We start from the raw sequence: 13804 nt of genomic DNA, 5'->3' as shown, positions 1-13804 counted from the left end.
CAAAGAGCAAAGAACTTTACAAAAAAATTCCAAAGAAAGACGCGCAGAAAAAAGAAGACCCAACTAGCTTGTTTAGTTGGCCTTCCTTGCTGTAAGTGTTTTTAGAATCGTGTTCGCTGTTTCTTCTACCGCACGATTCGTCACATCAATTACATCACAGCCTACTCTAGCTGTAATGTCCTTGCAATAGTCTATCTCTTGTTGAATACGTGCTATTTTCGCATAGTTCGCATCATCTTTCAAGCCTAATGTTTCTAAACGTGCCTTCCGTATCGAATGCAGCTGTTCAATAGAGCTGTATAATCCAAAACATTTTTGTGGATCGATGGAAAATAATTCTGCAGGTGGTTCAACTTCTGGAACTAACGGAACGTTCGCAACTTTATATCCTTTATTCGCAAGAAATTGTGACAAAGGGGTTTTAGACGTTCGGGATACACCGATTAATACGATATCTGCTTCTAACACACCTTTTGGATCTCTTCCGTCGTCATAGCGCACCGCAAACTCAATGGCTTCAATTTTCTTGAAGTATTCATTGTCTAGCTGTCGCACAAGACCCGGCTCTTCAAATGGTGATTGTTTTAATTGATGAGAAATTTCTTCTATTAAAGGACCCAATAAATCAACACATTGCACAGCTAACTCTTCACAAAGGAGTTGTAATTGTTCTCGCATTTCACTCTTTACTAACGTAAAAACAATTAACGCCTGTTGCTGTTTTGCCAAAAACACTATTTCTTCTAACTGCGAAACTTCTTCAATATAAGAAAATCTTTTTATAGAAACCGTTTCCAAATCATGTCGGAACTGACTCGCTGCGGCTTTCGTTACGAGGCCGGCTGTTTCTCCAACAGAATCTGAGACGATAAATAATGTAAATCGTGTCATACAGTCACCCCTCATAAATCTTGATCTTCCGCCAACGATAAAAATGCGGCTGTAATATTCGTTTTTGTAATACGTCCTATTACTTCAAGTCCAGCTTTTTTCTCCTGTACGATCGGCAATGAATCCACTTGACTGTCCATCATTTTCTTCGCTACTGAAATGAGCGTGTCTTGCTTTTTGCAATACGTAATGTTCGGCATTCTCGTCATAATGACATGCACAGGAATTTTATCTAATTCCGTTCTTCCGATGCTTGTTCGCAGTAAATCTTTACGCGATAACACACCTGTTAATAAAGATTGCTGATCTACAACAAATAACGTTCCTACATCTTCCAAAAACAGTTGGCATATAGCATCGTAGACTGAAAGGTTTTCTGTAATCACGACAGGTCTAGACTGAAAATCAGCCGCTGTCATATCTACCATACCATCTGCAACCGATTGGGTAGGTTTTTTGCCAGAATAAAAATAACCTACACGCGGTCGCGCATCTAAAAAACCCGCCATCGTTAGTATCGCCAAATCTGGACGAATTGTTGCTCGCGCCAATTTCAAACGCTCCGCAATCTGTTCCCCAGTAATAGGCCCATTCCCTTTAACGATATCCAGGATTTCATTCTGACGTGTATTTAATTCCAAACATGTCACCGCCTTCAGACTTCAAAGTAGTATTTACTGTCTAATTATATATCAAGACGCTCGCTATTGCGAAGAAAGGAGAAGCATGCTAAACTTATTTTGAATGAAGTAAACGAAGAATGGTTAATAAGTAGTGTAAAGAAAAGCGAGCAGGGACAGTGAAAGCCTGCACTACACGAAAACGGCAACCAGGAGTTGAAACATTCATTATGAAAGTGGGTTGAAAAACCAATCGGGGTGGAACCGCGGGTCATCATGCACTCGTCCCCGGACATGACTATGTCCGGAGACGAGTGCTTATTTTAATTGGAGGCGTTTAGAATGTTATCTATGGAGCAAGTAGTAAATCTTTCAAAACAACGAGGTTTTGTATTTCCAGGGTCTGATATTTACGGTGGATTGGCAAACACTTGGGATTACGGTCCGCTGGGTGTCGAGCTGAAAAACAATATTAAGCGTGCTTGGTGGCAGAAATTCATTCAAGAATCACCTTATAACGTAGGGTTGGATTCTGCTATTTTGATGAATCCAAAAGTTTGGGAAGCGTCCGGTCATATCGGTAACTTTAATGACCCGATGATTGACTGTAAGAAATGTAAAACACGTCATCGCGCGGATAAATTAATCGAAGAAGCATTAGATGCAAAAGGAATCGAACTCGTCGTGGACGGTCTTCCATTTGAAAAAATGTTTGACTTAATCCAAGAGCATAACATTGTTTGTCCAACATGTGGCGCAATGGATTACACTGAAATCCGCCAGTTTAACTTAATGTTTAAAACGAGTCAAGGAGTTACGGATTCATCCGCTAACCAAATTTTCCTTCGTCCTGAAACAGCACAAGGAATTTTCGTGAACTTCAAAAACGTTCAACGGTCTATGAGAAGAAAAGTTCCATTCGGTATTGCACAAGTAGGGAAAAGTTTCCGTAATGAGATTACACCAGGAAACTTCACATTCCGCACACGTGAATTCGAACAAATGGAGCTTGAATTTTTCTGTAAACCTGGAGAAGATGAGCAATGGTATGAATATTGGCGCGATCAGTCCAAAAACCTGCTATTGAATCTTGGATTAAAAGAAGACAATATCCGTCTTCGTGAACATAACGAAGATGAGCTGTCCCACTATTCAAAAGGAACTGTAGATATTGAATACAAATTCCCATTTGGCTGGGGAGAACTATGGGGAATCGCTAACCGTACGGACTTCGATTTGAAGCGCCATATGGAATATTCAGGCGAAGACTTCCATTACCAAGACCCTGTAACGAACGAAAAGTATGTACCGTACTGTATCGAACCTTCAGTAGGTGCTGACCGTGTAACACTAGCATTCCTTTGTGATGCATTTGATACAGAAGAACTAGAGGACGGGGATACACGTACAGTCTTGCGCTTCCACCCGGCACTCGCTCCGATTAAAGCAGCGGTATTGCCATTGTCTAAAAAACTAGCGGACGATGCGACGAAAGTCTATGCAGAATTAGCGAAGCATTTCGCTGTTCAATATGATGATTCTCAATCGATCGGCCGTCGTTACCGTCGCCAAGATGAAATAGGAACACCTTTCTGTATTACGTATGACTTTGACTCACTAGAAGATCAACAAGTAACTGTACGTCACCGTGATACTATGGAACAAGAACGTATGCCAATCGCAGACGTGACAGCTTATATTCAAAAGCATTTGCAATTTTAAGGATAAAAACCCGGAAAGAGATGGCCTCAGCCTTCTTCTTCCGGGTTTTCTTGTCGTTTCTGTAATTCAGGCGTACGATCCAGCTGTTCAATAAACTTTCGGGACTTCAAATAAATCCCTGTTTGTTCTTGATAAATAGTAGATACAAGTTTTTGCATAAATGTTTTCGTTGTTTTTTTCAACGTCAGTTTGCCAATTTGGTCTAGCGGCACCGTATAGAACATTCGGATTAACTTAATCTGTGTAGGTGACAAGCGAATAATATAAGGATCCACCGAAAAACAGCGGTGGCATAAAAATCCTATTTGCTGAAAAGAAAACGCAAATTCGCCTTCTGTCGCACTACAGTTTGCACATTCATGAAGAATCGGATGGATACCCGCGATCGGCAACATCTTCCACTGGACAAACAACGAAATCGCTTCTGCATCATATTCTTCTTCCATCGCATGGAAAGATTCTTCCAACAACTTGAAAATACCCGCATTAGGCTTGTCTTGCTCCGTCAGTCGATCTATCAATTCTACAATGAGACCAGCATAAGCAGTCGTCTCGAGATCAGAGCGGATATGGCGTACGCTGCTGATCAACTCCCCTTGCTCAAGCGCTCCCATGCCCCGGCTTGCACGCACAAGAAAATACCCATGAGTAAATGTTTGAGTAATAGCCGCCAATCGACTTGCGGGCTTTTTTGCACCTCTGGCCATCGCTGTGATTTTCCCAGCTTCTTTTGAATAGATTGTGACGATTTTATTTGATTCGCCATACGGGATGCTTTTAATGATAAACCCTTCAATCTTGTTTAACAAAGCACTCTTCCCTTCATCATGGACAGATGAAGATCTTAATAATCTTCCTCATTGAATCCAAATTCTTTTAAGCGGCTTGGACGATTGCGCCAATCTTTTTGCACTTTGACCCATAACTCCAAATATACTTTATGTCCAAGTAACATTTCGATGTCTTTTCTTGCTTTGACACCAATGTCTTTCAATAACTTTCCGCCCTTGCCGATGACGATCCCTTTTTGAGAATCACGCTCCACAATAATAGTCGCGCGAATATGCGTTTTATCCGTTGCAGGATCTTGTTCGATACTTTCAATCGCCACTGCAATGGAATGTGGAATTTCTTCACGTGTCGTATGCAACACTTTTTCGCGAATCATTTCAGAAATTATGAAACGTTCTGGGTGGTCGGTGACTTGCTCTGCATCGTAAAACTGCGGACCTTCTTCTAAATAACTTTCCAATGTTTCTACAAGACGTTCAATGTTATTGCCATTTAACGCCGAGATCGGAACAACTTCCGCAAATTTCATTTCATTGGAATATGATGTAATGATTTCGAATAACTCATCAGGATGCACTAAGTCGATTTTATTGATAACGAGAAATACCGGTGTTTCAGACTTTTCCAGCCATTCCATAATGAAACGGTCACCTGTTCCAATTTTTTCATCTGCATTGACCATGAACATAATGACATCGACTTCGCTTAATGTACTGCGTGTCACTTTCAACATGAAGTCTCCAAGACGGTGCTTCGGTTTATGCACACCTGGTGTATCAATGAAAATCATTTGAGAAGTGTCACTCGTAACAATTCCCTGTACTTTATTTCGTGTCGTTTGCGGTTTATCACTCATAATAGCGATTTTTTGTCCGACCATACGATTAATAAAAGTGGATTTCCCTACATTCGGTCGTCCGATTATCGAAATAAAACCAGATTTAAATTGTTTATCGTTCTTCTGCATAGTCTAAATCCTCCTTGGAAAAAGCACCTGGTAATAATTTTTCAACGGATGTCTCTTGCACGTCACCTGTAAGATTGGCCAAATATACAGGCATTGCCGGTTCACAAAACTCTGCAATTACTTGACGGCATGCCCCACACGGTGCAATCGGTCCTTCTGTATCGCCAATCACAGTAAGAGAGGTAAATGATGTCACACCTTCAGATACAGCTTTGAAAATCGCCGTACGCTCTGCGCAGTTTGATAGCCCGAAAGATGAATTTTCAATATTACAACCATGATAAATTGTGCCGTCTTCCGCTTCTAGTGCAGCCCCTACCGGAAACTTTGAGTACGGAACATAAGCTTTCTCTCTGGCGATTGTCGCTTCATTTATTAATTTTTTAGTAGTCATTTCTATTCACTCCCATATGTAACTTGTATTAGCCAAACCATTTTGGCAAGAAAATCATAAAGCCGACAATGGCACTGATGATAGCGTAAATTAGTACCGACCCCGCTGCAACATCCTTCGCCTTTTTTGCCAGCGGATGAAACTCCAGCGTCACTAGATCCACTACATATTCAACAGCTGTATTCATTAATTCGAGCGCCATCATGCCGCCAATTAACAGAATGACGATACACCATTCCATGATGGTAAGTCCTGTGAAAAGACCGGCGAGTACAACGATGACAGCAGAGAGAAAATGTGATTTCATATTCCGACCATTCGCCACACCGTCCACTACACCATTCCACGCATACACAAATGACTTAAAAAATGTTTTCATGCGCTCACTGCCGTTCCAACCCAAAGGACGTTAAAATATCCGTCTGTCTGCCGAACATTTCCTTTTCCTGTTCTTCTTCAAGATGATCATATCCTAATAGATGAAGGAAGCCGTGCAAAGCCAGAAATCCAAGTTCACGCTCGAATGTATGATTATACTCTGTTGCTTGACGTTTTGCAGTGTCAATTGAAATAATTATGTCTCCAAGAACGACTGGCATGTCACTATCACGAACAATCGCTACTTCCCCTTCAGAAAGTTCTTCCAACGCAAAGGATATTACGTCTGTCGGTTGATCTTTGCCTCTATATTGTGCATTGACTGCTTGAATGGCCTCATCATCCATAAACGTAATAGATAATTCATACAGCCCTTCCAGCACTTCCATTTTCGCAGCGTGGTTCAATAGATTTGTAATTAAAGTCTCCGAACTTTGATCTACTGTTTCCGTCTCGTCTTCAAAATAAAAATCAATCATATTACTCGCTCTCCTTTATTCATTCCGGGTATTCGATTCGATTGTGGAAAATTCCATTCAATGTTTCACAAATGACTTGTTTCACCTGTTTCAACTCTTTCATGGAAAGATCACATTCGTCAAACTGCTGATCATCTACTTTCGAACGAACAATCGATTCTACCAATGCCGCGATTTTTTCAGGCGTCGGTTCTTTCATGGATCGTACTGCCGCTTCCACACTATCCGAAATCATAATAACTGCAATTTCTTTCGTTTGTGGCTTTGGACCAGCATATCTGAATTGCCGCTCTTCTACTTTCGGATTCAATTCTTTCGCCTTAACGTAGAAAAATTTTAAAATACTTGTGCCGTGATGTTGCCTAGCAATATCAATAATCTCAATCGGCATATGATGCTTCTCCAAAATGCTGGCTCCATCTTCAGCATGTGCAATAATAATATCACGACTTTTTTCAGGTGTCAGTGCATCATGTAAATTACGATTACCGTGCTGATTTTCAATAAAGAATCCTGGATGAATCGTTTTACCGATGTCATGATAATAACTCCCGACACGTGCAAGCAAGCCGTTTGCACCTATCGATTCACATGCAGCGTCCGCTAAATTCGCCACCATAATACTATGGTGATACGTTCCCGGTGTTTCCACTAAAATTTTCTTCAGCAACGGATGATTCGGATTCGATAATTCAACGAGCCGCATATTTGATAACAATCGGAAGCTAGATTCAAAAAATGGAAGCAATCCCATCGTTAACGCGCCTGATAAAACACCCGACGCGATCGCTGCTGCTGCATAAAAAACCAGTTCTGACGTCGTATAGCTCGACTGCGTCATTAGCAAATAAAATATAATAAACATAATATTTGAAAATGCCACACCAAGGCTCGTTTGTAAAATCGTTGATCTTCGTCCATGTTCTTTGAGCAAATAAATACTAATGATGCCGCCAAATAAAATATACAACGCCACTTCCATCTGCATAATGGCGGCTACTCCTTCTTGCAGCATAATCCCGGCAGTCGCAGCTGTGATGATAGTAGCCAACACAGCTGTGCGTTCATTAATCAATAATTTAATGAGCATTGGAACTAATGCGGCAGGAAATAAAAATGCGATAAGCACATCGAATTCGTGATCGATGTAACTAACGATTTTCATAAGGATGACTGCCAAAAATAACATGATATAAAAAATTACCAACGCTTTCTTTTTAGGTATATCTGCTTTTTTGGAATTCATAAAGTGGATCGTAATCAATCCGGATATGAATAATACAAATAAAATGATGCCGAGCGTCGGTTTTATGGATGACTGATTCGTTAATACACCTGACAGTTGCAATTGATGATAAACATCGCGATCAATGAGCTGGCCTTCTCTGACAATCACTTGACCTTGTAAAATACGGATCGGCTCGACGGATGCACGTGCATCTTCTTTATTTTTTGCGGTCAACTGCTCGTCCACGATTTCTGTCTCCACAATGGTCGTACGACCGATCGCTAATGCTATTTCCAGTAAATCATTTGGCAACGTACTCGTTTGACGAATTCTTCGTTCTACTTCATATCGATGCATGAGTAGTTGATCTTCTTTAAATGGTTTGGCCAGTTCTCCGCCTACTGTTAGTAACAGCAACTCGTGCAAGTTGTCTACATCTTTTTGATCAGCCGCCAGCAGTTGCTTTAATTGCTCATCTGATAATAAATAGAAAGAATCGTCTTTCTCCATCCCTTTTAACTTTTGGCGAAGCTTTTTCAATTTTTCATTTGGCAAGATTGACTCGTCTTTCTTTGTTTCTACATCCAACTCACTAACAGCAGTAAAGATCGAGTTGATGATCGCTTTTTTGTTTTTCATAATGTCTTCCGAGTAGCGGTACACAACTGGCGCCGCTTGCTCTGCACGAATTCGTTCCAGTTCAGTCTTATCAATATCTTCAATAGTTTTCGGTGAACGAATCGTTTTCGGCGATATTTCATACACCGATATTTCATACGTTTCATTTTGATTGCTTCCATACATTAAAAAAAATAACAGCACACCTGATAGTAAGACGACAAGTAATAAAAAAAAGATAAATTTCACACTACGCAGTTGTGAAAACCATCGTTTTAACATTTCCATACAGTTGCCTCCCTTCTATATCGGATATACTCTATGTAACTATTCATTTCATGAAAAAAGCAGTCATTAATTGGATGACTGCTCTTTTTCGTATGCATCGATAATTTTTGCCACAATCGGGTGTCTTACAACGTCACCTTGTTCTAAATAAATGAATTGAATGTCTTGTACATTTTTCAATATATGTTCTGCTACATTCAATCCAGAGTCAACACCACGGGGTAGATCAATTTGTGTTTTGTCTCCAGTAATGACCATTTTCGAACCAAATCCTAAACGGGTTAAAAACATTTTCATTTGGGCTTTCGTTGTGTTCTGCGCTTCATCCAAAATCACGAATGCATCGTCTAATGTACGGCCACGCATGTATGCCAGCGGAGCGATTTCAATTACACCGCGTTCCATCAGTCTATCTGTATGCTCCGCTCCAAGAACATCATGAAGCGCATCGTAAAGCGGACGTAAATAAGGGTCGACCTTTTCCTTCAGATCACCTGGAAGGAAGCCTAGGCTCTCTCCTGCTTCCACAGCAGGGCGTGTTAGGACAATACGCTTAACTGAACCCGACTTCATCGCTTGCACCGCCATAACGACAGCTAGATAGGTTTTTCCAGTACCTGCAGGACCAATACAAAAGACGAGGTCTCGTGAGCGAATGGATTGTACGTACTCTCGCTGTCCAATCGTCTTCGCACGAATGACTTTCCCTTTCGTATTGCGCGCAATTTCTTCATCATATAAGGATGCAAAGTATTCGATTGTACTGTTTTTTGCCATTTCGATAGCTGTTGCAACATCTCGCAAATTAATATTGATGCCTTTACGAATGACTTTCAGCAGTTGCTCCAGCAAGGCTTTTGCAGCTTCTGCCTGTTCTTCGTCCCCAGTAATGGAGACATTTTCGCCTCTCGTTCGAATCGAGACATGTAATTCTTCTTCGATCAAATTCATGTTTTGATCGGAAATACCAAGAAGCATAATCGCTTCATTTGGTTCTTCAATATGCAGTTGAATGGAATGTTCGCTCAATATTTTCAGTCTCCTTGAGTTATCGGTCGTTTTTCAGCAATGTTTTCATTAAGTAAAAATAGTATAGTCCCTACTACTTTATCATTAGTGAACGATACATGTAAAACATTTTCCTCTTTAATGATCAGCTCATTTTTCTTAGTCGCTAGTAAATCATATGTTAGTAAGGGCAGGATTACACTCTCTTCCATCCCTTTCTCCAGTCGCACTTTATGCAAAGGATCTGTGCGCACAGTTGTGAAAAGTATCGGGTTTCTGAATCGAATTTTTCCTGCCGCATTTTCATGCCACGGATTTTGCCAATCAACTTGTATATGTTCTTCTCCTTGACTGTAATAAGTGATCGTTCGGGGCATTTCAAAATGATATTCCAACCAGTAATCCGCAAATACTTCTCCCTCTGCACCGACTACAGTAGTTTTCTCTCCTTGCTCAAGAATTCCTGTTGCTAGCATATCGCCTTTTTCTACTGTTTGATGAACAACACTCGCTCTCTCCCCCCTTGTAAGAGCAAAATGCGTAATTACTCCTCCTGTTTTTGCGACTAAATGAGCAGGAGGTTCTTTCACATCTTCTTTGATTTCAGAAGATAGCGGCGCGAACATAGGAGATATGACGAATGATGTTCCTAGTTGTGTAAAACGAATCCAAGACAAAGAGGGTTCTCCTTGCATGAGAAGTCTTCGAATTTCATCTTCTTCAGGTAATGTGGATAGTAAAGATGGAACTTTTATATGTGCCTGTTCCAACTTTTTCTCCATTCGTTCCGCTACTTCGGGCACTTCACTTTCCACTTGGATCTCCCATAAGAAGAGCGACGCACAAAAAGGAATGATGCAGCTGATGATAAATAAAAAAGAAGAGAACAGTCGATACTGTACAGATTCACTACCTACTCTAGAAATCTTGACACGGACTTGATACTGCCTGCGATAACGTCGAATCTTTTCAATACCTTTTCGATCTGTTTCAAAATAGACAGACTTTCCCGCTACATACACATGCTGAACTTTCGCTTGCTGTGCTTGTAATTTACTCAAAAATGCCGAAACTTTGCCACTATTGGTCACTTGAACTTCGAAGCGCTTATGACTCATACAATTTTTCCTCAGCGGGTTTATGGCGAATAGATACTTCTGTTAGTTCGATGATCGAAATATACACATGTTGTTCCGTAAGTTCAAGGACTGTTACATCTTCACCTCGAATAGTTAGGGCATAGTCATCTGTTTGCAAAGATACGGATTGTTCGGTCAATGTAGTCAGCTGATAATTGCCTGTAATCCGTACAGAATTGAATTCATCTATAGTAATAGATGGATGAAGTGCGAATAATTTTTTCACGAAAAAACCCCCTAACTTATCCTATGATGAGTTAGGGGATTGCATGATTACCGTTTTGCTTTTGGTGGACCTAAAATTTCTGAAAAGACAATTCCTTGAATCACTTGTTTTGAATTTCTAGGAATCAGATCTTCTTGCAAAATGCGCGAATCTTCCACTAGCACCGTAGACCTTTCCGAATGCAGTCTTCCTCTGCTCGGTTGACGTTCGGCACGTTCCACACGCGCAGGAGTCGCAGGTTTTACCGGACGCGGCGGCTGTTGTGGATAAAACACTTCGGTCTGCGGTACACGTGATGGTTGTGGTTGTTTCGGTTCTTCCATTTCGTTTTGTAGATCTTTAAACTCTTTTTGGATATCATCGAATAAATCTCTCGATAGATCCTTTAACGAACGAGACTGTTTTACAGGAGCTGCATTCGTTCTTTCTGGTTCTACTTGTTTCGTTTGTGTATGAATAGGTCGTTGCTGTGTTGGTGTTCTTTTCTCTTCCGGTTGTTCTTTCTTCTTACCAAAAAGCGAGCCGAGCGCCAACATGACGACCAATATAATGAGCTGTTCCATTATGCATCCCCTTCCCGGGAATTCATCGTGTAATTAGTTTTTCTTTTCATCCTTTGGTTGCTGTTCTCCGCCGACTTTACTAATGGAGTCACGCATGCCTGTGTCTGCCTGGATATTTTTATAGTTCATATAATCCATGATTCCGATATTACCTGAACGCAACGCTTCTGCCATTGCCAAAGGAACTTCGGCTTCTGCACCGACCACTTTCGAGCGCATCTCTTGTGTTTTCGCCTTCATCTCTTGCTCGCTCGCAACAGCCATTGCGCGACGTTCTTCTGCTTTCGCCTGTGCAATGTTCTTATCCGCCATCGCTTGTTCTGTTTGTAGTTCTGCACCGATATTTTTACCGATATCAACGTCTGCAATATCAATGGAAAGAATCTCAAATGCTGTACCCGAATCTAGTCCTTTTTTAAGAACTGTTTGAGAAATCATATCCGGATTTTCAAGTACTTTCGCATGGCTCACAGAGGAACCGATCGTACTGACGATACCTTCACCAACACGAGCGACTACTGTCTCTTCACCTGCACCACCGACGAGACGATCGATATTCGCACGAACCGTAATACGCGCTTTTGCTTTTACTTCAATACCGTTCATCGCAACACCTGCGATAAATGGCGTTTCGATAACTTTCGGGTTAACGGACATTTGTACAGCTTCTAGTACGTCACGTCCAGCTAAGTCAATCGCTTGAGCTCTTTCAAATGTTAACGCGATATTCGCACGTTGCGCAGCAATCAATGCGTTGACTACGCGGTCTACGTTACCACCTGCTAAGTAATGACTTTCCAACTGGTTAATCGATACTGTCAGACCCGCTTTATGTGCTTTGATCAACGGATTTACTACTCGACTTGGAATAACCCGACGTAAACGCATCCCGATTAATGTGAAGATACTTACTCGTACACCTGCCGCAATGGCTGAAATCCATAGCGCTACAGGAACGAATGTGAAGAATACTGCCAGTACGATAATAATGAAAAAGACTGCTACTACTAGTCCGATCGTTCCTAATCCCGTCATCATAAGTGTGTGTCCTCCTCTTTCTGCTTTTCTCTTACTACGATTCTGAAACCTTCAACCGCTACAATGACTACTTCTTTACCGCTTTCAATATAACTACCTTCAGATACGACATCAATGCGCTCGCCATCTAATTCAGCTACTCCTGATGGGTATAGTGGAGTTAATGTGGTCGCGACTCTTTGCAATAGTTCCGTACGGTTTTTATTGGATACATAACCGTCTTCCGTATCCATCGTATCCATTAAGATGATTTTATTCAACAGATGAAGTTTTTTTCCGAAGAATTTCATAATAACCACCATTCCTATACTCGCTACGGTTATCGCAATTAATACCGAAATTGCCATGAACGCTAAGTTTGTACCTGCTAATAATATACTTCCTATGATAGCGAGGACTCCGAAAATTCCTGCTATCCCTCCTGCAATGAAAAATTCAGCTATAATGAGGCCTACGCCTAAAAGGAATAAAATCATCGTCTCATATCCGGCCAACCCTGCCACTGTATGTCCGTAGAAGAATAAAAACAGCGCAGTAAGTCCCATTGTACCCGGCACTCCAAATCCCGGCGAATACAATTCTACAATCAAGCCAAGACTTGCAATTGATAGTAAAATTGGAACAACGATTGGATTCGTAATGAATCTAGCTGCTTTTTCCGAGAAAGTTTCTGTAGTGGAAATGACAGTTGCGTCTGCTAAATCCAATGTTTTTAACAACTCGTCGAATGTAGCAACCGTTCCTTGGCTATAGTTCACTTTTTCCGCTTCATCGGCGGTAAGTGTCAATAGTTCACCTTTTTTTGCACGGTATTCAGGCAGATCAATCGTTGGATCAGCCATAGCTAGTGCGTACTCCGGATCCCGATCCTTTTTATGCAAAGCGGCATTTTTCATTTGCGCTAACCAAGCACTATTCGCTTTTGCGTCAGCAGCTTTACCTGACCCGACAATCACTTGCGCAGCCCCCATCGAACCATTTGGTGTCATATAGATCTGGTCTGCATAGAGTGCTAAAAAGGCGCCGGCAGATAACGCCCGGTCATTAATGAAAGCGATAATTTCCGCATCGGTCGACTTCATTAACTTCGCGATTTGATCAGCAGCATCTACAAAGCCTCCAGGTGTATTAATATCCAATACGATCGTGTCTGCACCTGCTTCTTTCGCTTCTTTAAAAGAACGCTGAAGAAAAGCATGCAGACCTTTCTCTACTTCTTGATGAAGTGGCACTTGATATACTTTTGTTTCAGCTGCGTCAGAATGAATAAAAGGCAATGCGATTGTTCCGATGAATAAAATGAGCAGAAAAACGGACCTAATCATTTTAGTCATTATTTTCTCACCTCTCTCTACTGCCTATTATACTTACTATTTACGTTTGAAGAAGCAATTGGTTTCGTTTATTTGAAAAAAGTTTTTACACCATAGTTTCTAGGAATCGGAAGTGTGTC

General features: G+C 41.1%; 15 protein-coding genes. 1 reads left to right on the top strand and 14 read right to left on the bottom strand.

The window, feature by feature from the left end; all coding sequences use genetic code 11:
* Positions 1-72: 72 nt before the first annotated feature.
* Positions 73-891: a pyruvate, water dikinase regulatory protein gene (locus DV702_RS04095; protein WP_114923599.1), complete on the bottom strand. Its 819-nt coding sequence runs from the start codon at positions 889-891 to the stop codon at positions 73-75.
* A gap of 11 nt (positions 892-902) precedes the next feature.
* A complete protein-coding gene (locus tag DV702_RS04090) occupies positions 903-1541 on the bottom strand; it encodes a transcriptional regulator CcpN (protein ID WP_205407218.1) in 639 nt (212 codons plus the stop codon).
* A gap of 312 nt (positions 1542-1853) precedes the next feature.
* Here DV702_RS04090 and DV702_RS04085 point away from each other — a divergent pair, with 312 nt between their 5' ends.
* Positions 1854-3233 (top strand): glycine--tRNA ligase, encoded by a 1380-nt coding sequence (locus DV702_RS04085; protein ID WP_114923598.1) that lies wholly within the window; start codon positions 1854-1856, stop codon positions 3231-3233.
* A 26-nt stretch (positions 3234-3259) separates the two neighbouring features.
* Here the strand turns inward: DV702_RS04085 and recO are convergent, their stop codons facing one another.
* From recO to DV702_RS04025, 12 genes are all read right to left on the bottom strand, one after another.
* Entirely contained in the window at positions 3260-4042 is a 783-nt protein-coding gene (gene recO, locus DV702_RS04080; RefSeq protein WP_114923597.1) for a DNA repair protein RecO, read from the bottom strand.
* Between the two features lie 35 nt (positions 4043-4077).
* Positions 4078-4992 (bottom strand): GTPase Era, encoded by a 915-nt coding sequence (era, locus tag DV702_RS04075; protein WP_114923596.1) that lies wholly within the window; start codon positions 4990-4992, stop codon positions 4078-4080.
* Positions 4976-5386: a cytidine deaminase gene (locus DV702_RS04070; protein ID WP_114923595.1), complete on the bottom strand. Its 411-nt coding sequence runs from the start codon at positions 5384-5386 to the stop codon at positions 4976-4978. Before DV702_RS04070 ends, era begins: the two co-directional genes overlap by 17 nt.
* A 28-nt stretch (positions 5387-5414) precedes the next feature.
* Positions 5415-5765: a diacylglycerol kinase family protein gene (locus tag DV702_RS04065; protein WP_114923594.1), complete on the bottom strand. Its 351-nt coding sequence runs from the start codon at positions 5763-5765 to the stop codon at positions 5415-5417.
* 4 nt (positions 5766-5769) lie between these two features.
* Positions 5770-6243, bottom strand: coding sequence for an rRNA maturation RNase YbeY (gene ybeY / locus DV702_RS04060; protein WP_114923593.1), 474 nt, complete (start codon positions 6241-6243; stop codon positions 5770-5772).
* Positions 6244-6262: 19 nt separating this feature from the next.
* Positions 6263-8377 carry an HD family phosphohydrolase gene (locus DV702_RS04055; protein ID WP_114923592.1) on the bottom strand — a complete coding sequence of 705 codons (2115 nt, stop codon included), beginning with the start codon at positions 8375-8377 and terminating at the stop codon, positions 6263-6265.
* Between the two features lie 66 nt (positions 8378-8443).
* Positions 8444-9355 (bottom strand): PhoH family protein, encoded by a 912-nt coding sequence (locus tag DV702_RS04050; RefSeq protein ID WP_205407239.1) that lies wholly within the window; start codon positions 9353-9355, stop codon positions 8444-8446.
* Positions 9356-9411: 56 nt separating this feature from the next.
* Positions 9412-10503, bottom strand: a complete 1092-nt coding sequence (locus DV702_RS04045) for a sporulation protein YqfD (RefSeq protein ID WP_114923590.1) — start codon at positions 10501-10503, stop codon at positions 9412-9414.
* Positions 10493-10750: a YabP/YqfC family sporulation protein gene (locus DV702_RS04040; RefSeq protein ID WP_114923589.1), complete on the bottom strand. Its 258-nt coding sequence runs from the start codon at positions 10748-10750 to the stop codon at positions 10493-10495. Before DV702_RS04040 ends, DV702_RS04045 begins: the two co-directional genes overlap by 11 nt.
* A gap of 47 nt (positions 10751-10797) precedes the next feature.
* A complete protein-coding gene (locus DV702_RS04035) occupies positions 10798-11313 on the bottom strand; it encodes a hypothetical protein (RefSeq protein ID WP_114923588.1) in 516 nt (171 codons plus the stop codon).
* Between the two features lie 33 nt (positions 11314-11346).
* Positions 11347-12348, bottom strand: a complete 1002-nt coding sequence (gene floA / locus DV702_RS04030; protein ID WP_162805859.1) for a flotillin-like protein FloA — start codon at positions 12346-12348, stop codon at positions 11347-11349.
* Positions 12348-13685 (bottom strand): NfeD family protein, encoded by a 1338-nt coding sequence (locus DV702_RS04025; RefSeq protein ID WP_114923586.1) that lies wholly within the window; start codon positions 13683-13685, stop codon positions 12348-12350. Before DV702_RS04025 ends, floA begins: the two co-directional genes overlap by 1 nt.
* Positions 13686-13804 lie beyond the last annotated feature (119 nt).

This window comes from Sporosarcina sp. PTS2304, from assembly GCF_003351785.1.
Taxonomy (GTDB): Bacteria; Bacillota; Bacilli; order Bacillales_A; family Planococcaceae; genus Sporosarcina.
The sequence above is the reverse complement of the archived record's forward strand: the minus strand, read 5'-3'. Positions and strand labels throughout refer to the sequence as shown.